Genomic DNA, 18,774 nt, shown 5'->3' with positions numbered 1-18,774 from the left:
CGGGCCGCGCCCTGGTCGTCGCCGCCTCCCGCGCCGACACGGCGGCCGCCATCCTGGCCGCCGAACGCATGGACGCCCACGCCGCGGCCCTCGAGCCGCGCGCCCTCGCGTCCCACTGAGCCCGTCCACCGGGCTCCCTCAGACGGCCCCGGTCCGCGTGCACCCGCAGCGACGCGCGGACCGGGAGCCACAGAACTGCGTTGGCTTGAGCAGGGGTGCCTAATCGCCGTAGGGGCTTGTGTCGTTGGGCGGCTTTCCGTCGTGCTTGGCTGGTCGCGCAGTTCCCCGCGCCCCTGACGGGGTTGTCGTACCGTCCGTTTACGATCGGCTCGAGTTGGGTGATCTGAGGGGGCGGGGCTGTGGGGGCCGTTCATGACTTCTCTGTGTGGGAGTCGTTGGTGGGGCTTGTGCGGGCGTGTAATGCGGAGCAGCTGGGCGTGCCCGGTGGGGTGGTGTCGGGGCAGATCAGCCTCGGTGCCTGGAGTGTGCCGGTGCCGATGGCGCAGGCGGAGGCGTTGCGAGCGGCCATGGGCGCCGTGGAGCCGGTACAGGACGCGCTCAGGGCCGATGGCTCGGACCGTGTGACGTTCATGGTGGAGACGGCGCCCGATGGGGAGACTTTGCTGCATGTCGTCGATCCGGGTCCTGCGGTGGAGTACGGCATCAGGAGCCCTTTCGTGGGCGCCCTGCTCCTGGTCGAGGGCGCCGTCCCGGAGCCTTGGCGGCGCCTGCCCGAGGCGGTGCCGGGTGCGGCGGCGGGGCCGTCGGCGGACGCGGAGCTGCTGGAGCGGGTGCTTCGCGAGCGGCTCCCTGACGCCATCGGCGCCACCGAGGCGGAGATCGCCGAGGCGGAGGCACGCCTCGGTGTGACGCTGCCCGACGAACTCAAGGCGCTCTACCGCGTGACCCGGGCCCGGTGGCAGGACTGGAGCGGCGACTACGCGGCGCAGGGACGCGTGTGGAAGGCAGTCGGCTGTGAGCTCTTTCCACTGGACAGGCTGTACATCGCGGACGCGCGGTCCCGCCCCTGCCCCTGGATGTTCGCGGCCACGGACGTCGCCGTCACCGCGCCGGACGCCGCCGTGCAGGACCTCGTCGGCTCGCCCGGCTGGATCGCCTTCGGCGACAACGGTGGCGGCGACCGGGTGGCCCTCGATCTGACACCCGGTCCGGGCGGACACACCGGGCAGGTCATCATGATCGACCACGAGCGGAACATCGGGGCCGCACTGCGTGCCGAGTCCCTCACCGACATGGTGGTGAACCGACGGGACGAGTGGTCGTCGGGCCGTGACAGGAACCGGCAACCGCTGGTCGCCCACGTAGGTGACCACGGCCTCGGCAGCGTGGGGGCCGCCGCTCATCCGGCGCTGGAGGTGCTCCGCATCAGCGGGTGGAAGGGCGAGCCGCTCAGCCTCGCCCCGCTCGCCGGCCTCCCCCGTATGCGGACCCTCACCGCCTCCCCCGGCGCGCTGGCCGACCCCCTGGAGATCGCCGGCCTGAAGCACCTGGAGTACCTGAGCCTCGGCCCGAAGGAGTGGCGCGTCCTGCTCGACGCGGGCGCGGTCCCGCAGAACCTGCTGGCAGCGGGCATCGAGATCCAAGGCGAACAGCCCCCGGTCCCGCTCCTGAACCTCGCAAACGAGCTCCTCGCCCTGCGGAACCGCCCCCTGATCACCCGCACCGTCCTCGAAACCGACAGCAGCCGGTGAGCGACGACGGACTGCGGTGCCGTCAGCGCTCTCGTTCGAGGCGGGACGGCATGCCGGAACAGTGTGCGCCCTTCCGCCCGCGCCTCGGCCCGCACCAGGACGCCCGTCGCCGGTCCGATGGTGAAGTCGCACGTCAGGTCCTCGTCCGGAGCCCACGCGCTGAACGGGAAGGCACGCATCGGACGAACGGTGGCGCGGACGGAGTTCTCCGACAGAGCCTCGACATGCCTGAGATGGGAGACGATACGGCCCGGCATGAGCAACTCTGCGAGCCGAGCGGCCACCGGGCCGGTCTGATCCGGTACGTAGTCACCCGTGAGCGCCAGCATGTCCTCGCCGACCGACACGGTCCACGTACGGTCCGAGGGCAGGGGTGTGAACGAGTGGTCGTCGTGAGGATCGGCCTCGATGTCGACGGCACCGGTCAGCCGCATGGGCTCCAGCAGCGTCCTGGCCATACGTGCCAGCACGCGCCCCGCGTCGGCTGACGCCCGCACCTCGCGGACTTCCAGCTCCTCGACGCGGGCCGTGGCCAGGGTGCCCCACTCGTCATACAGCGTGACGGACCGAAGGAACCCGGTGCCCGGGTCGACCCCGATCACCACACCACGGGCGTCCGGCGGCAGCCACTCATCGGCAGGGTCGGCGAACAACGCGTGGGGGGTGAGGGCCACTTCGACACCCTTCCACTGCGCCGTGCCCCGCTCACGGCCCCGATCCCCCGCAGCAACCGCACCGGATCGAACAACACGGCCCAGGGCTCAGCAGCACCGCCCTCCTCCCGGAGCTCGAGGGACGACACTTCTCCCCGCTCCGCCGAGCCCCCGCTTCACCCGCCACATGGGCCCCGTACCGCCCGCCGAGTCCGGGCTCGACGTCACGCGCCTGGTACTCGACGTCGACCACGGCGTCGACCCGTACATCCTCCGCGGCCGCGGAGGCGAGGCGGGACAACACCCAGGCGGCCAGTCGGTGATCCTCCGCGGGCGGCTCGCCTAGCCAGTGGGGAGTTGCCATGATGCCCAGGTCTCCTCAGCGTCCGCACGGTTCGGTGCCCACTGCACGTACAGTACGCGGTAGGGGTGTCCGGGCGGCGGCGTCCCGATGAGCTCGATCGTGTACGAGCGGTCCTCGTTGTCCGTGATCCGACAGCCCGGGGCGGTGATCCCCGGCCCGCATGCCAGGTACATCTCTAAGAACGACCCCCGCCCTGCGGACGTCACGCCGAGCGCCCCAGCCGGTGGTGTTCATCGGCTGGGGCGCTCATCGGCACGTTCGTGAGAGCCCGCGGGCGGGCCGTGCCGAAGTGGGCGGGGGTGGGTCCGGCGCCGCCGGGTTCCGTCGGGGCGGACGGAGGGCGGTGACGGGCCCGGAACCCCGCACGCCGTTGTGCGGGGCCCCGCCGGTGTGTTCCGCGGCCGGCCTGTGACGATCGCTGGTCAGGGCATCCTCGGACCGGCCGCGGAGTCTTGGTGAGGGCTGCTCAGCCCAGGCGCTCGACGAGCGCGCGGTACTGGTCCCACAGCTCCTTCGGGGTGTGGTCGCCGAAGGTGTTGAGGTGCTCGGGGATCAGGGCGGCCTCCTCGCGCCAGACCTCCTTGTCCACGGTGAGCAGGAACTCCAGGTCGGAGTCCGACAGTTCCAGGCCGTCCGTGTCGAGCGCGTCCTTCGTCGGCAGCACGCCGATCGGGGTCTCGACGCCCTCGGCCTTGCCCTCCAGGCGCTCCACGATCCACTTCAGGACGCGGGAGTTCTCGCCGAAGCCGGGCCAGACGAACTTGCCGTCGTCGTTCTTGCGGAACCAGTTGACGTAGTAGATCTTCGGCAGCTTGGACGCGTCCGCGGACTGGCCGACCTTGACCCAGTGCGCCATGTAGTCGCCCATGTTGTAGCCGCAGAACGGCAGCATGGCGAACGGGTCGCGACGCAGCTCGCCGACCTTGCCCTCGGCGGCGGCGGTCTTCTCGGAGGCCACGTTGGCGCCGAGGAAGACGCCGTGGTTCCAGTCGAAGGACTCGGTCACCAGCGGTACGGCGGTGGCGCGGCGCCCGCCGAAGAGGATCGCCGAGATCGGCACGCCCTTGGGGTCCTCCCACTCGGGCGCGATGATCGGGCACTGGGACGCGGGGACCGTGAAGCGGGCGTTCGGGTGCGCGGCCGGGGTCTCCGACTGCGGGGTCCAGTCGTTGCCCTTCCAGTCGGTGAGGTGGGCCGGGGGCTCCTCGGTCATGCCCTCCCACCACACGTCGTTGTCGTCGGTGAGGGCGACGTTGGTGAAGACGGCGTTGCCCCACAGCGTCTTCATCGCGTTGGCGTTGGTGTGCTCACCGGTGCCCGGCGCGACGCCGAAGAAACCGGCCTCGGGGTTGATCGCGTACAGGCGGCCGTCCTCGCCGAAGCGCATCCAGGCGATGTCGTCGCCGATCGTCTCGACCGTCCAGCCGGGGATGGTCGGCTCCAGCATGGCGAGGTTGGTCTTGCCGCAGGCGCTCGGGAAGGCGGCGGCGACGTACTTGGACTCACCGCGCGGCGGGGTCAGCTTCAGGATGAGCATGTGCTCGGCCAGCCAGCCCTCGTCCCGCGCCATGACGGAGGCGATGCGCAGGGCGTAGCACTTCTTGCCGAGCAGGGCGTTGCCGCCGTAGCCGGAGCCGTAGGACCAGATCTCGCGGTCCTCGGGGAAGTGGGAGATGTACTTGGTCTGGTTGCAGGGCCACGGCACGTCCTCCTGGCCCGGCTCCAGCGGGGCGCCGAGGGAGTGCACGGCCTTGACGAAGAAGCCGTCGGTGCCGAGCTCGTCGAGGACGGGCTGTCCCATGCGGGTCATGGTGCGCATGGCGACCGCGACGTACGCGGAGTCGGTGATCTCGACGCCGATCGCGGACAGCGGCGAGCCGAGCGGGCCCATGCAGAAGGGCACCACGTACATCGTGCGGCCCTTCATCGAGCCACGGAACAGGCCCTTCTCACCGGCGAAGATGTCCCGCATCTCGGCGGGGTCCTTCCAGTGGTTGGTCGGGCCCGCGTCCTCCTCCTTGGCGGAGCAGATGAAGGTGCGGTCCTCGACGCGCGCGACGTCGGTCGGGTCGGAGGCGGCGTAGTAGGAGTTGGGGCGCTTGATCGGGTCCAGTTTCCGGAAGGTGCCCTTGGCGACGAGCTCCTCGCACAGGCGCTCGTACTCGGCCTCTGAGCCGTCGCACCAGACGACGTTGTCCGGCTGCGTCAGGTCTGCGATCTCGTTGACCCAGGAGATCAGTCCCTGGTGGGTGGTGGGGACGCTGGGAGCCGCGATGTCGCGCGCCACGATTGCTCCTAAATGAGGGGTTTTTTGTTTGGAGGCCCCGTGGGGGCTGCGACCCGGATGCTTGTCGATGAGATCTTGGGCGCTCATCCGGTGCCGACCGCACTCATTTGATCATCCGACGAACGCGCCCATCTGTCCAGAGGGCCGCACAGGTGAGCAACGTGACGATGGCCACGGTTTTTCGTGCGGCTTTACGTGCACGTTGGGTTCACCTGACCTTCTTTTTGCGTGACCGTCCGAAGGGCTCTCGTGAGAGGATGGCCACTTACCAGTGCCCAATTCGTCACACTGATCCGCAACTTACGGTGGCGTAGGTACCATGCGGCCCATGACAGCGTTCGTCCCCGACGCGCCCACGGACTCGCCGGCCGACGGCCGCGGTCCGGTCGCGACCCATCTGCCGCACCCCGTCAAACCCAAGCTCCGGGGCTGGCTGCACCTCGGCATGTTCCCCGCCGTGGTGATCGCCGGCCTGGTCCTCACCGCCCTCGCCGACTCCACACGGGGCCGCATCGCCTGCGGGATCTACGCGCTGACGGCCTCCCTGCTGTTCGGGGTCAGCGCGCTGTACCACCGGGGCAACTGGAGCCCGCGCATGGACGGCGTCCTGCGCCGGCTCGATCACGCCAACATCTTCCTGATCATCGCCGGCACGTATACGCCGCTGACCATCCTGCTGCTGCCCGAGGCCAAGGGTCAGTGGCTGCTGTGGGGGATCTGGGCGGCGGCCGTCGCCGGGATCGCCTTTCGCGTCTTCTGGGTCGGCGCCCCGCGCTGGCTCTACACGCCCTGCTACATCGCCATGGGCTGGGCCGCCGTGTTCTACCTGCCCGACTTCATGCGCACCGGCGGTATCGCCGTCCTGGTCCTGGTCATCGTGGGCGGCCTGCTCTACAGCGCGGGCGGAGTGATCTACGGCCTCAAGAAGCCCAACCCGTCACCGCGCTGGTTCGGCTTCCACGAGGTGTTCCACTCCTTCACCCTGGCCGCCTTCATCGCCCACTACGTGGGGATCTCGCTGGTGGCGTACCAGCACGCGTAGGCCCTCGGGCCCTCGGAAGCGAGGGGTTCGGCCGCGGCAGCGATGCCGCGGCCTTTTTCATGCCCGCGTCCGTGCGGCGCATTGACAGTTACCGCTTTTTGATAGCTACTCTCATTTCATGGCTGCTGCCGTTTCGCAGAACGTCGCACTGCCCGACCCCCGCCGCTGGTGGGCGCTGGGCGCCCTCGTCGCGAGCATGCTCACGCTCGGTTTCGACCTGACGATCCTCAACGTGGCCCTGCCGACCATGGCCGCGCAGCTGGAGGCGAGCACCGACCAGCTCCAGTGGATCGTGGACGCGTACATCGTCGTGTTCGCCGCGCTGATGCTCCCCGCCGGTCTGCTCGGCGACCGCTTCGGGCGGCGCAGGATGCTGGTGGCGGGGCTCGCGGTGTTCCTCGCCGGGTCCCTGGCCGGCGCGCTCACGGACACGCCCGGGATGGTCGTCGCGGCCCGCTCGGTGATGGGACTCGGGGCCGCGCTGGTCATCCCGCTCGGGCTGTCCGTACTGCCGTCGATGTTCGGCGAGGAGGAACGCGGCAAGGCGGTCGCCGCCGTCACCGCCTCCATGGCCGCCGGGATGCCGCTCGGCCCGCTCGTCGGCGGGCTGCTGCTCGACCACTACTGGTGGGGCTCGATCTTCCTGATCAACCTCCCGATGGCCGCCCTCGGCATCGCCGCCTGCTTGTTCCTGCTGCCCGAGTCGCGCGACCCGGCCTCGCCGAGGGTCGACGTCCTGTCCACCGCGTACAGCGCGCTCGGCCTCGGCTGCCTGGTCTTCGGCATCATCGAGGGCCCCGGGCGCGGCTGGACCAGCGGCTGGGTGCTGGGCGCGTTCGCGCTGGCCGCGCTGCTGCTGGCCGCTCTGGTGGCGCGGGAGCGGCACGCCGTACGGCCCATGCTCGACCTGGCGCTGCTCGGCCGGCGCGTCTTCCTGTTCAACACGCTCGCCGCGACACTCGGCACGTTCGTCTTCTCCGGGCTGCTGTTCCTGCTGCCCACCTATCTCCAGGAGATCGGCGGCCACGACGCCTTCGGCACCGGGCTGCGGCTGCTGCCGATGATGGGGGGCCTGATCGTCGCCGCCCGGGCCAGCACCCCGCTGGTGCGGTGGCTGGGACCCCGGCCGGTGATCGCCGGTGGCCTGGTGGTGCTGTGCTTCGCCGCGCTGCTCGGCTCGCGCACCGAACCCGGTGACGGCTACGGCTTCACCGCGCTGTGGCTGACCATCGCGGGCCTCGGCTTCGCCTTCGCGATGGTGCCGGCGATGGACGCGGCGCTGGGCGGCATCGACGCCGACGAGGCCGGCAGCGGCTCCGGGCTGCTGATGACGCTGCGGCAGGTGGGCGGCGCCATCGGGATCGCCCTGCTCGGCAGCCTCGTCGCCGACACGTACGCCGCCCGGCTCGACACCACCGGCCTGCCCGCACCGGCCGCCGAATCCGCCCGCGAGTCACTGAGCGGGGCACACGCGGTCGCCGAGCGGCTGGACCTGCCTGCGCTGGCCGCCGCCGCGGACAGCGCGTACCTGGACGGCATGTCGGTCGTGCTGGTGGTGTGCGGCGCGGCGGCACTGGTGACGGCGGCGGTGGCGGCCCTGTTCCTGCCGAATCCCCGGCGGGCTGACGAGGGGGACGATGCCGGATCTGTCACGGATTCCCCCTCCGTCATGGTCCCGGCGAAGACCGATGGCGGACAATGACGGCATGACCATGGCACGAACCCCTGTTCGCGACCCGGCCCGTCACCTGGGCCTGCGCGAGCGGAAGAAGATCAAGACGCGCATGGCGATCAGGGCGGCCACCTACGCCCTGATCAAGGAACAGGGGTACGACGCCACCACCGTCGAGCAGATCGCCGAGCGCGCCGAGGTCTCGCCCAGCACCGTCTTCCGCTACTTCCCCACCAAGGAGGACATCGTCCTCACGGACGAGTACGACCCCCTCATCGAGGACATGCTGCGGGGACGCCCGGACGACGAACCGGTGCTGGAGTCGGTGCGGTGGGCCATCCGGCAGGCGACGACGCTGGCCCTCGCCGACAACCCCGACTACGAGCGGGACGAGATGGTGCTGCGCGCCCGGCTTGCGGTCGAGGTCCCGCAGGTGCGCTCGCGGATGATGGAGAGCATGTCCGTCACCGGCCGCCTGCTGTGCCGGGCGATCGCCGAGCGGACCGGCCGCGACGAGCAGGATCTCGAGGTGCGGGCCTACTCGATGGGGCTGATGGGGGCCCTGCTGGAGACGATGATCTACTGGGGCGAGGGCGGGTGCAGGGACGACCTGCCCGAGCTGATCGACCGCACTCTCGCCACGTTCAAGAACCTGCCGCGCCGCTCCCCATGACATCCTTGACCGGGTGAACGGTCCTGAGATCCACGTCGAGTTCGCCCCCGAGCTGCTGCTGTTCGTGCCGCAGGCACGGCCCACCGGCTCGGTGAAGACCGCCACCGACGGGGTGTCCAGCCTCGGCCATGTCATCGAGTCCCTCGGCGTGCCGCTGACCGAGGTCGGCGCGCTGCTCGTGGACGGGCGTGAGGTGCCGGTGTCGCATGTGCCGGCCGCGGGCGAGTCCGTGACCGTGCGGACCGTCGCCCACCCGCAGCGGGTGCCGGACGCTGAGCTGCGGTTCCTGCTCGACGTGCATCTGGGCACGCTGGCGCGGCGGCTGCGGCTGCTCGGCGTCGACACGGCGTACGAGGCGACGGACATCGGCGATCCGGCGCTGGCCGCGCGGTCGGCGGCCGAACGCCGGGTGATGCTCAGCCGGGACCGGGGGTTGCTGCGGCGGCGGGAGCTGTGGGCGGGGGCGTTCGTGTACAGCACGCGGCCGGAGGAGCAACTGGCGTATGTGCTGGACCGGTTCCGGCCGGAGTTGCGGCCGTGGACGCGGTGCACTGCGTGCAACGGGATGTTGCGGCGGGCTACGAAGGATGAGGTCGCCGATCAGTTGAAGGGTGGGACGCATCGGACGTACGACGTGTTCGCGCAGTGTGCGGAGTGTGGGCGGGCGTACTGGAAGGGTGCGCACCATGAGCAGTTGGAGGCGATTGTCGAGCGGGCGGTGGCGTTTTGTGATCAGCGCCGTTGGGGTTGAGCGCGGTGGGGAACTGCGGCGCCGTTGTGGCTGGTCGCGCAGTTCCCCGCGCCCCTGAGGCGTTCAGCGCGTCCTTAGATCATTCTTGCCGCACGCTGTTCCGTCCCTGTTCCGGTCCAGGTTCAGGGGATCGTCCTTGCCGTTGACCTTCAGGCGGCCGTAGTCGTGTTCCTTGAGCCAGGTGCAGCGGGCGGCAGTCGTGGGCTTCACCTCCGCCGGGAAGGCCGTCGGCACGCACACGTTGGCGGAGCCGTAGTGGCGGTCGCAGCCGGAGACGGTCGGGGAGACCGGCTGTGACGTGCGCTTCTTGCCGGGCCTGGTGACCTTGCCCTGCGGGGCCTCGGCGAAGTCGTGGACGTGGGCCGAGGCGTCCTTGGCGGTGAGGGCCTGCGGGCCCTGCAGATGGACCCACTTGGCGACCGACGGCACACCGTTGGCGTCGACCGCGAACAGCATGTACCAGCCGGGCGGGGCCAGGTTGGGGTTGCTGGTGACGTTCAGGTCGACGTTGTTGCCGTCGACGGACAGCGGCAGGTCCACGAACCGCTGGTTCGGGTCGGAGGAGTGGGTGACCGCGGCCGGGCGGATCAGCTCGGCCTTGGCGATGGGGCGGTCCACGGTGATGCGCTGGGTGTCGCCGTAGGTCCACTCGGTGTCGATGAGCGAGGTGATCGTGGGGCGCTCGCCCTTGAAGAGGTAGGGCGGGCTGTAGATCGACACGTCGTGGTTCCAGGAGCCGTTGCCCGGGTTGTCGCCGGTGGTCATCACACGGCCGTCGGGGAGCAGGAACGCCGAGGAGTGGTAGCCGCGGGCCTCCGGGTCGACGGCCACGGGGTCGAAGGTCTCCGAGGCCGGGTCGAAGATCGACGTCTCGAACACCGGGTTGGCGCGGTTGTGCAGGGCGCCGCCGGTCTCCAGGACCTTGCCGTCGGGCAGCAGCACCGCGGAGAGGTACATCTTGCCCTGGTCGCCGGTCTGCGGGACCGGTCCGTTGCCGTAGTCGACGGTGCCCTGGGGGATCGGCGGACCGGCGACGTACGTGGGGCTCGGCTGCTTGAGGTCGATGATGTCGGTCAGGCGGTTGGCGTCCGGGTTGGAGTCGATGTTGCCGCCGCCGAGGGTGAGGACCTTCTGGTCCTGCGCCGGGGGCAGCAGCACGCTCGCCGACTGGTCGCGTTCGTCCTTGCGCTGGAGCCCCGGGACCTGGGTGATCGTGTTGGCGTCGTAGTCGTAGATCGCCGAACCCGTGCCCGGGATGTTGTTGCCGAAGACATGGCTGCCCGAATAGAAGAGGCGGCCGTCCTGCATCAGGATCATCGACGGGTACAGGCCCCAGTATGACCAGGTCTGGTTGACCTTCCACGTCGGCAGCCACTGCTGCTCGGCGTCCGACCACCGCTCGGCGGTCACGGAGCCGGTGGAGTCCTCGCGCAGACCGCCGAAGCTGAGCACGTCACCGTTGCCGAGGATCGTCGCCGACGGGTACCAGTGGCCGTCGTTCATGTCGTTGGTCTTGACGTACGACTCGGTCTCCGGGTCGAAGATGTACGAGTCCTTGTAGCCCTGGTAGCCGATGGTGCCGTCGGCGGACGGGTAGCCCTTGTTGCCGCTCATCACGAGGACGCGGCCGTCCTTGAGCTGGACGTGGCCCGCGCAGAACATGTCCTTCGGCGTGGGGATCGTCTTGTACGTGCCCTTCTCCGGGTCGTACACCGCCGAGGTGAAGGTGCCCGCCTCGAACATCTCCGGGTCGTTGCCGGAACCGGCGATGAGCAGCACCTTGCCGTTGTGCAGGACCACCGAGTGCATGGAGCGGACCGGGTTCTGGGTCGGCAGCACCTCCCACTTGCCGTCCGCGCACTCCTTCGCCGTGCCCGTGCACTCGGGGTCCGGGACCGGCTCGGCGACCTGGTCCATCGTGTAGTCGTCGGTGGTGACCGAGCCGGTGCCGTAGACGGAGACACCCCAGGAGATGCGGTCGGTGCCGGCCGGGACCTCGGGGGTGCGGACGCCGGCCTCGGTCCAGGCGGCCGTCATGTCCAGGGTCTTGAGGTCGGTCCAGTACTGCCAGCCGGCGGTGGTGTCGTGCCGGAAGAGAGTGATCGCCGTGTCCGGGGTCGTCGACTTGTACCAGAGGGACAGGTCGTACTGCTTGCCCGGCGTCACCACGGGCGCGCACGCGGCGGACTCGGTGATCAGGGCCTTGCGGTCGCCGTCGACGCGGCGGGTCAGCTCGACCTTCATCGCCTTGCCGCCGGTATGGGCGTCGGCGGTGGTGGTGAAGGTGAAGTCGTTGTCGCCCCAGCCGGACTTCTCCCAGCAGTACGGCATGTCGCCGGTGCCGGCCGTCTCGAACCCGGGGTTCTTGATGAGGTTGGCGGCGGACGCGGGCTGGGGGGCGGTGAGGAGGAGGCCGGTGGTGAGGGCGCCGACGGCTGCCAGGGCCGTACCGCGTCTGGACCTCAGGAGTGTTCTCATGCGGTGCTCCTAGCTGTGCGGCTCTCGCTGCCGCTCTCTGTACGGCTCCTGCGCGGCAGGTACACCAGCGCTTCGGTTCCGACGAAGCGCAGGACGAACGTGATGACGAGGGCCAGGGCGGTGGCCGGGAGGGCGGTCATGCCGAACTGGCCGACCAGCAGCGCGATCAGCGGCAGCCGCAGCACCAGATCGGCGTTGGCGAGCAGCGCGAACCGCACGGTGCGGTCGGCCCAGTGCCGGTGCCTGCGGCGGGCGCGGAACAGCATCCGGTCGATCAGCAGGAAGTTCCAGGCCACGCCGAACTGGTTGGCGACGATCTCGGCGGGCAGATAGTGCAGGCCCGCCTCGGTCAGCGCCCACAGGGCGGCCAGGTTGGGCACGAAGCCGGTGAGGCCGATCAGCCCGAAGACGACCATGCGGGCCAGCGGCGACTCGGTGCGCAGCCCGGCGAGGTGGCGCAGGAAGCGCAGGCCCTCCTTGGCCGTCGACTTCGACTCCCCGGCGAAGCGGTCCTGGAAGACGAACGGCACCTCGGTGACCGTGCGGGGGCGGCTGCGGACGGCGAGTTCGAGCAGGATCTTGTAGCCGAGGGGCTTGAGCTCGTCGGCGGTGACCGTGGTGCGGCGGATGGCGAAGAAGCCGCTCATCGGATCGCTGATGCCGTGCAGGCGGCGCGGGAACAGCGACTTGGTCAGCCAGGTCGCCCCGCGCGAGACGGCCACCCGGTAGCTGCCAGCGAGTCCGGCGCGGCTGCCGCCCTTGATGTACCGGGAGGCGACGACCAGCCCGGCGTTCGCGCGCTCGCCGGTCACGACCAACTCCGGTACCAGGGACGGCGGGTGCTGGCAGTCGCCGTCCATGACGACCACCCAGTCCGAGGTGGCCGCCTTGATGCCCTCGACGACCGCGCCGCCGAGCCCGCCGACCGGTTCCTCCCGGTGGAGGACGGTCACCGGGAACGGGCAGTCCTGCGCCGCCTCCCGGATGACCTCGGGGGTGTCGTCGGTGGAGTCGTCCACGAAGACGACCTCACAGGGCAGCCGCGCCGGGACGGACTCGGTGATCTGGTGCAGCAACTGCCGTACGTTGGCGGACTCGTTGAAGGTCGGCACGACGATGGTCACGGCTCCCGGCTCCGGAACCTCGACCGGTTCGAGGACCGGATCGCCCAGCTCGCCGGGGACGATGGACTCCTGGCTCATCGGGCACCCCCGGCGGTCTCGGTGTCGACCTTGCGGATCTCGATACGGTCCTCGCCCTCGCCGAACACGGCGACCGGCGCGGAGTGCTCGATGGCGGCCTTCACGTTGGGCAGGTCCTTCGCGTCGCGCCGCACCGTCGGCGAGGCGACGACGTAGTCGATGTCGCGCCAGCCGTCCGGCATGGTCTTGGTGACCGCCGGGTCGAGGTCGGCCTTGTAGAACCAGATGACGCCGAGGCCGGGCCGGTACCCGGCGTGCACCAGGTCCAGCCACATCGCGTCGTCGACGAGGACCCGCGTCCGGGCGGGGTCCGGCACCTCGTCGGCCATCCACCGCGAGGCCGCCTCGTAGGGCGCGTTGGCGTCGGTGGTGACGGCGGTGCGGGCTCCGTCGTACCAGCGGGGGACGACGTAGACGCAGGCGGCGAGGGCGAGGGCGGCGGCGATCGCGTACCGGGCGCGGACGGCCATGGGCCTCTCGGTGCTCGAACGGCCCCGGCGCAGCACCGCGTGGGCGACGCTCGCGACGCCTCCGGCGAGGACCAGGGCGAGGAACGGCAGCGCCTGGATGACGTACATCGCGGGCAGGTAGCCGTTGGGGCGCAGGGCGAGCGCGGCGAGGATCGCGACGGCGAGGGCCGGTCCGGCGAGCGCGCGGGCGGTGACGGACCAGCGCCAGGTGGCGAGCAGCAGCAGCGCCCCGGCGAGGCCGCCGAGGGGCAGGATGCGGTCGTAGTACAGCCACGACTGGAGCACGCCCCAGGAGCCGGAGCCCTGGTCCAGGATGAAACCCGAACCGGGCCTGGTCATCTGGTACGTGACGCCGTCCCAGAGCGAGACGTGCCCGCTGCCCGGCAGCAGCTCGCCCTTGAGGAGGGCGAACAGGGGGTAGGAGAAGCCGATCAGCGCGCAGGCCGTGACGGCGCCGGTCAGGGCGAACTTGCGGGTGTCCTTGTGGCTGTGCCGCCAGGCGGTGACGAACAGGGCGGGCAGGACGACGAGCATCGTCTCCTTGGTGAGCACCGCCGTCGCGGCGGCCATACCGGCGCCGAAGTGGTGCCACAGATGACGGCTCGGGGACGCGGCCAGGGTGAAGGCGAGCAGCGTCCACATCACCGCGAGGTTGTCGAGGAAGATCTCCCGCTGGAGGACGACCGACAGCGGGGAGAGCCCGAACAGCGCCATGCCGAGCCCGGCGGCCCAGCGGGGCAGGGCGAGGCGGCGGCCCAGGACGTAGACGAGGACCGCGCTGATGCCGCTGATCAGCAGCATCACGGCCCGCATGGTGCCGACGGTCATCGACTCAGGGCTGAGCATCGCCGGGATCCAGGTGAGGACGGCGAGCTGGATCCAGCCGAGCGGAGGGTGGTCGTACCAGTAGGTGTAGTGGGCGAGGCCCTTGCCCTCCTGGACGGCCCAGGCCTGGGCGAGATAGGTGCCCTCGTCGTCGCTGAGGGTCGGGTAGTCGGCGATGTTCCAGCCCTGGACCACGAGGATCGCCACGAGCAGGACGCCGCACAGGAGGAGATCGGACCGGGAGGAACGCAGGCGGCTCGGCGGGGTCGCGCGGCCGGGCGAGCCGGTCGCGGGCACGGGCCGGCGCTGCGCGGGGACCTTGGGAGCGGTCACCGCGGGAAGGGTGGAGGTCACGCGGGAACGTCCTCTCGGGTCTGCACGTCGGCATCGAGGCGTGCGTCGAGGTGCGCCCCGACGTGCGTGGTCAGCTCCCAGTCACTGCGCCCGCGCTGCTCGCGCCACACGGCGCGGATCGCGGCACCGGCGAGGAGCAGCTGGTAGAAGGGACCGCCCACGACGAGCTTGAGGTAGTGCACGAGGCGCACCCGCAGCCCGTACTGCTTGCCGAAGTCGTGCAGCCCGACGATCTCGAAGACGAAGGTGACCAGGGCGGTGACGGCCGGCAGGAAGGTGATGAAGGCGACGGAGACGGGCACGTCGAGGAAGAGCGCGATCGCCACGTTCAGCGGGATGATCACGCCGCTGAACGCCTGCAGGAACGGCGTCACCAGCGTGTAGCGGGCGAGCATCCGCTGCCCGAACGTGGGCAGTTGCTTCCAGTCCTTCTTCCGGTACACCTGCAGGAAGCCCTGGTTCCAGCGGGTGCGCTGCTTCAGCAGGGAGACCAGCGAGCCGGGGGTCTCCTCACGGGTGACCATGTCGGAGTCGTAGGCGACGACGACCTTCTTGCCGATGCTGGACAGGCGGACGCCCAGGTCGCAGTCCTCGGCGAGACAGTTCGGGTCCCAGCCGTCGGCGGCGCGCAGTACGTCGGTGCGGACGAAGACGGTGTTGCCGCCGAGCGGGATGAAGCCCTTCTGCGCGTGCAGATGGAGCCGGGAGCGGAACCAGAAGAAGTACTCCAGGCAGTTGCGCAGGCTGTACCAGCTGGAGTGGAAGTTGATCAGCTGCACCCCGCCCTGCACGACGTCGGCGCCGGTGGAGCGGAAGGCGTGGTCGACGTGGGCGAGCAGCTCCGGGTGGACCTGGTCCTCGGCGTCGAAGACCCCGACGACGTCGCCGCGGCAGTACGGCAGGGCCGTGTTCATGGCCTTCGGCTTGTTCTTCTTCTCGTGGGTGTCGACGACGACCCGCACGCGCGGGTCGCGGGCGGCGGCGGCCTCGGCGACCGCGGTGGTCTCCGGGTCGTCGTGGCCGACGATCACGATGATCTCGAAGTCGGTGTGGCTCGACTCCAGCAGCCGCTGGATGGTGTGGTCGAGCACGGCCTGCTCGTGCCGGGCGGGCAGCAGCAGGGAGAACGACAGATGCTCACCGCCGTCCGGGCTGCTGAACCGGGTGGAGGCCAGCACCTCCGGCGTGCGCCAGGCGTGCATCTGCCACCACAGGGTGAAGGCGGCCATGCCGAACAGGGCCAGTGAGACGACAGCGATGAAGACAGACGTGAGCAAACAGATCCCCCCAGATCCCCGAATTCCCCCGGACGTGACGGTGCGTCACTCGCGTCGAGCGGTGCGCAGTGCATCCGTCACGTCACCGTGCAGAGATTAAGGGGAAGTTGTGAATGCGGGGGTCCATTTGGATAAAGAGCCTGTTGCGAACGGGTGCGACGACTGACCGGAGTTGACCGAATCAGCCATCGCGCGCTCCCCACCCGGGCAGCACAAAACGCCTGGTACGGCTGCTGTTTCAGTCTGTGTCAGCCGCCCAGCGCGACCCGCAGCCGATCAGGATCGGTCGTCGGCGCGTCACACGTGAAGTTACGGCAGACATAGGCGGCCGGTTCACCGCTCACCAACGGACGGTCGGCGAGCAGCGGGAACTCGTCACTCTCCGGAGTCCCGACGGCGACCACGGCCCCCGGTGCGGCGCCCAGCAGCGCCGTACGGTGCAGGGCGAGCGTGGCCTTGTCGTCGAGCGCCGGGCCGACCACGGCCACCTCGCGCGGCCCGTCCAGCACCGCCTCGGCGACCGCAAGACCCCACCCGATGAACCGCGGCACTCGCGGCCCGAGCGCCTTCACCACGCCCAACGCCCGCTCGGCGGCGGTGCGATGAGGCTCCGAGCCGGTGTGGGCGGCATAGCTCAGCAGCGCGCCCGCGGCGGCGGTCCAGCCGGACGGGGCCGCGTTGTCGGTCGGATCCTGGGGGCGCCGGATGAGCCGCTCGGCGTCGGCGGCCGTGTCGTACAGGGTGCCCGACTCGGGGTCGGTGAAGCGGGCCAGCACATGGTCGAGGAGCAGCCCGGCGAACTCCAGCCACACCCCCTCACCCGTCACCGACGCCAGCGCCAGGAAGCCCTCGGCGGCGTCGGCGTAGTCCTCCAGCACGCCTGCGTGGGCGCCGACGCGGCCGTCCTTGCTGGTACGGGCGATCCGCGCCAGCTCGTCCAGGTGCAGCCGCACCAGCAGATCGGCGGCGGCGACCGCGGCTTCGACCAGGTCCGGCCGCTCGAAGTACGCGCCGGTCTCGGCCAGCGCGGCGATGGCGAGCCCGTTCCAGGCGGCGACGACCTTGTCGTCCCTGCCGGGCGCAGGGCGCTCAGCCCGCGCGGCCAGCAGCCGCTCGCGCACGCTCTCGACCCGCCCGGCGTCGAACACCCCGTCCTGCTGCGGCAGTTGCAGCACGGAGGCGCCCTCCTCGAAGGTGCCCTCCTCGGTGACCCCGAAGTACCGGGCGGCGAGCTCGGCGTCGTCCTCGCCGAGCACCTCGCGCAGCTGCGCGGGCGTCCACACGTAGTACGCGCCCTCGACATGCCGCCCGGTGCCGTCGTCGCTGTCGGCGTCCAGCGCGGAGGCGAACCCGCCCTCGGGGGTGCGCAGTTCGCGCACCATGAAGTCGGCGGTCTCCAGCGCGACCCGGCGCGCGAGCTCGGAGCCGGTGGCCCGCCACAGATGGGCGTACACACGGCACAGCAGGGCGTTGTCGTAGAGCATCTTCTCGAAGTGCGGCACGACCCAGTCCCGGTCCACCGAGTAGCGGGCGAACCCGCCCCCGAGCTGGTCGTAGATCCCGCCGCGTGCCATGCGCTCACAGGTGTCCTGCGCCATCTGCAGGGCACCCTCGGCGCCGGTGCGCGCATGGTGCCGGAGCAGGAACTCGATCACCATGGACGGCGGGAACTTCGGCGCCCCGCCGAACCCGCCGCGCTGCGGGTCGTACTCCCGGGTCAGCCCGAGCAGCGCCTGCGCCAGCTCCTGTTCCCCCGGCACCTGGGCATCTCCGTAGGAGATCTCCCGCCCGGCGAGATCCCGCACGATCTTCCCGGCGACATCGGTCACCTCGTCCCGCCGGTCGGCCCACGCCTGGTGCACCCCCTGCAGCACCTGCAGGAAGGACGGCATCCCGTGCCGCGGCGCCGGCGGGAAGTACGTCCCGAAGTAGAACGGCTCGGCGTCGGGCGTGAGAAACACACTCATCGGCCACCCACCCTGCCCGGTCGCCGCCTGCACGGCCTCCATGTACACGGCATCGACATCGGGCCGCTCCTCGCGATCGACCTTGATGTTCACGAAGTGCGCGTTGAGGTAGTCGGCGGTGGCCTGATCCTCGAAACTTTCGCCGGCCATGACATGGCACCAGTGGCATGCGCTGTACCCGACGCTCAGGAACACCGGGACATCACGCCGCCGGGCCTCCTCGAAAGCGCCCTGCTCCCAGGGCCACCAGTCGACGGGATTGTCGGCGTGTTGGAGGAGGTAGGGGGATGTGGCCTGCGCAAGTCGGTTCGGCATACCCCCATCCTGGCGCACACGCCCGCACGCCGCCCACGCGCCACCAGGGCAGCCCCGAACGGCCCCCTCAGGATCCGCGTGGAGCGCCCTCACCTGCCGCGTGGCCGGGGCGGTGGGCGGTGGGCGGCGCGCAGTCGTGCGGACCCGCGGTCGTTGTCGCCGCCCCGCCGGCAGCAGCGCGGCGGCCATGCCCATGACGCCCGTCGCGTGAGCGATCCACCGCGAGCCGCCGCGGCCGCAGAAGAGACGCACGGCCGGGGGCAGCCCGTCCAGTGGACTCCGTACGGCACGGCAGGTACGCGGCGGCTGCGCGCGTCCGTTTCTTGCGACCGGCGTGCAACGGTTGATCGTCGCCCCCTCGCGCGTCGGGCGTGTCCGAAGGACACTCGTAGGCAGAGGAGTTGCCGCCGGAGGGGGACGTGACATGAGGGACGGTCATCGGGCTGACGCCGAGCGGCTGTTGGCGCGGGCCGTGGAGGAGGAGGTGCGCCGGTCGGGCGGGCGCACCGACGGCAAGGTGCTGCTCGCGCGGGCGCGCGGCGCGCTGGACGCGATGGCGCAGACCGCGGCCGAGGAGTACGAGGCGTACGTCCGCGCACTGGACGAGGCGGAGGCCGGGCAGCTCACCTTCCGGCAGCGCTACGCCCGTGAGGGTGCCGGGACCCCGCTGCTGGTGGCCGGGGTCGCCGGGGTGACCGCGGTGGTCGCGGACCTGGCGCTCGGCACCGGGGC

General features: G+C 70.7%; 13 protein-coding genes. 7 read left to right on the top strand and 6 right to left on the bottom strand.

The features are described 5' to 3' along the window. Nucleotides 1-359: 359 nt before the first annotated feature. Both N4P33_RS19165 and N4P33_RS19160 read left to right on the top strand, forming a co-directional pair. Nucleotides 360-1,712 carry an SMI1/KNR4 family protein gene (locus tag N4P33_RS19165; RefSeq protein WP_260827855.1) on the top strand — a complete coding sequence of 451 codons (1,353 nt, stop codon included), beginning with the start codon at nucleotides 360-362 and terminating at the stop codon, nucleotides 1,710-1,712. Nucleotides 1,713-2,552: 840 nt separating this feature from the next. Beyond that, the gene (locus N4P33_RS19160) at nucleotides 2,553-2,711 is read left to right on the top strand and encodes a hypothetical protein (protein ID WP_260827854.1); all 159 of its coding nucleotides are present in this window, start codon (nucleotides 2,553-2,555) and stop codon (nucleotides 2,709-2,711) included. Nucleotides 2,712-3,195: 484 nt separating this feature from the next. Here N4P33_RS19160 and N4P33_RS19155 read toward each other — a convergent pair whose 3' ends face one another. Then, nucleotides 3,196-5,016, bottom strand: coding sequence for a phosphoenolpyruvate carboxykinase (GTP) (locus tag N4P33_RS19155; RefSeq protein ID WP_260827853.1), 1,821 nt, complete (start codon nucleotides 5,014-5,016; stop codon nucleotides 3,196-3,198). 328 nt (nucleotides 5,017-5,344) lie between these two features. On the opposite strand from N4P33_RS19155, the gene N4P33_RS19150 reads away from it, so the two are divergent. The 4 genes from N4P33_RS19150 to N4P33_RS19135 all read left to right on the top strand — a co-directional run bounded on the left by N4P33_RS19150 (nucleotide 5,345) and on the right by N4P33_RS19135 (nucleotide 9,154). After that, nucleotides 5,345-6,058 (top strand): hemolysin III family protein, encoded by a 714-nt coding sequence (locus tag N4P33_RS19150; protein WP_260827852.1) that lies wholly within the window; start codon nucleotides 5,345-5,347, stop codon nucleotides 6,056-6,058. 118 nt (nucleotides 6,059-6,176) lie between these two features. Next, entirely contained in the window at nucleotides 6,177-7,760 is a 1,584-nt protein-coding gene (locus N4P33_RS19145; protein WP_260827851.1) for an MFS transporter, read from the top strand. A gap of 4 nt (nucleotides 7,761-7,764) precedes the next feature. Continuing rightward, entirely contained in the window at nucleotides 7,765-8,403 is a 639-nt protein-coding gene (locus N4P33_RS19140; RefSeq protein WP_260827850.1) for a TetR/AcrR family transcriptional regulator, read from the top strand. Nucleotides 8,404-8,416: 13 nt separating this feature from the next. Then, nucleotides 8,417-9,154 (top strand): Mut7-C ubiquitin/RNAse domain-containing protein, encoded by a 738-nt coding sequence (locus N4P33_RS19135; RefSeq protein WP_260827849.1) that lies wholly within the window; start codon nucleotides 8,417-8,419, stop codon nucleotides 9,152-9,154. A 63-nt stretch (nucleotides 9,155-9,217) separates the two neighbouring features. On the opposite strand, the gene N4P33_RS19130 is transcribed toward N4P33_RS19135, so the two are convergent. From N4P33_RS19130 to N4P33_RS19110, 5 genes are all read right to left on the bottom strand, one after another. After that, on the bottom strand, nucleotides 9,218-11,632 hold the full coding sequence (locus N4P33_RS19130) for a galactose oxidase-like domain-containing protein (protein ID WP_260827848.1): 2,415 nt from the start codon (nucleotides 11,630-11,632) through the stop codon (nucleotides 9,218-9,220). Continuing rightward, a complete protein-coding gene (locus N4P33_RS19125) occupies nucleotides 11,629-12,834 on the bottom strand; it encodes a glycosyltransferase family 2 protein (protein WP_260827847.1) in 1,206 nt (401 codons plus the stop codon). The genes N4P33_RS19130 and N4P33_RS19125 overlap by 4 nt, the downstream gene beginning before the upstream one ends. Then, nucleotides 12,831-14,483: a glycosyltransferase family 39 protein gene (locus tag N4P33_RS19120; protein ID WP_260827846.1), complete on the bottom strand. Its 1,653-nt coding sequence runs from the start codon at nucleotides 14,481-14,483 to the stop codon at nucleotides 12,831-12,833. Before N4P33_RS19120 ends, N4P33_RS19125 begins: the two co-directional genes overlap by 4 nt. After that, nucleotides 14,480-15,760, bottom strand: a complete 1,281-nt coding sequence (locus N4P33_RS19115; RefSeq protein WP_260827845.1) for a glycosyltransferase — start codon at nucleotides 15,758-15,760, stop codon at nucleotides 14,480-14,482. The genes N4P33_RS19120 and N4P33_RS19115 overlap by 4 nt, the downstream gene beginning before the upstream one ends. 248 nt (nucleotides 15,761-16,008) lie before the next feature. After that, nucleotides 16,009-18,042 carry a thioredoxin domain-containing protein gene (locus N4P33_RS19110; protein WP_260827844.1) on the bottom strand — a complete coding sequence of 678 codons (2,034 nt, stop codon included), beginning with the start codon at nucleotides 18,040-18,042 and terminating at the stop codon, nucleotides 16,009-16,011. Nucleotides 18,043-18,466: 424 nt separating this feature from the next. Here N4P33_RS19110 and N4P33_RS19105 point away from each other — a divergent pair. Beyond that, on the top strand, nucleotides 18,467-18,774 hold a 308-nt coding region (locus tag N4P33_RS19105; RefSeq protein ID WP_260827843.1), incomplete at its 3' end, for a hypothetical protein.

Source organism: Streptomyces sp. 15-116A, assembly GCF_025290915.1.
GTDB lineage: Bacteria > Actinomycetota > Actinomycetes > Streptomycetales > Streptomycetaceae > Streptomyces.
The sequence above is the reverse complement of the archived record's forward strand: the minus strand, read 5'-3'. Positions and strand labels throughout refer to the sequence as shown.

What these genes read in the sequence shown, in the direction of transcription:
- N4P33_RS19150 (WP_260827852.1), top strand. Translation starts at nt 5,345, where the DNA reads ATGACAGCGTTCGTCCCCGACGCGCCCACGGACTCGCCGGCCGACGGC.
- N4P33_RS19160 (WP_260827854.1), top strand. Translation starts at nt 2,553, where the DNA reads ATGGGCCCCGTACCGCCCGCCGAGTCCGGGCTCGACGTCACGCGCCTG.
- N4P33_RS19145 (WP_260827851.1), top strand. Translation starts at nt 6,177, where the DNA reads ATGGCTGCTGCCGTTTCGCAGAACGTCGCACTGCCCGACCCCCGCCGC.
- N4P33_RS19130 (WP_260827848.1), bottom strand. Translation starts at nt 11,632, where the DNA reads ATGAGAACACTCCTGAGGTCCAGACGCGGTACGGCCCTGGCAGCCGTC.
- N4P33_RS19140 (WP_260827850.1), top strand. Translation starts at nt 7,765, where the DNA reads ATGACCATGGCACGAACCCCTGTTCGCGACCCGGCCCGTCACCTGGGC.
- N4P33_RS19125 (WP_260827847.1), bottom strand. Translation starts at nt 12,834, where the DNA reads ATGAGCCAGGAGTCCATCGTCCCCGGCGAGCTGGGCGATCCGGTCCTC.
- N4P33_RS19110 (WP_260827844.1), bottom strand. Translation starts at nt 18,042, where the DNA reads ATGCCGAACCGACTTGCGCAGGCCACATCCCCCTACCTCCTCCAACAC.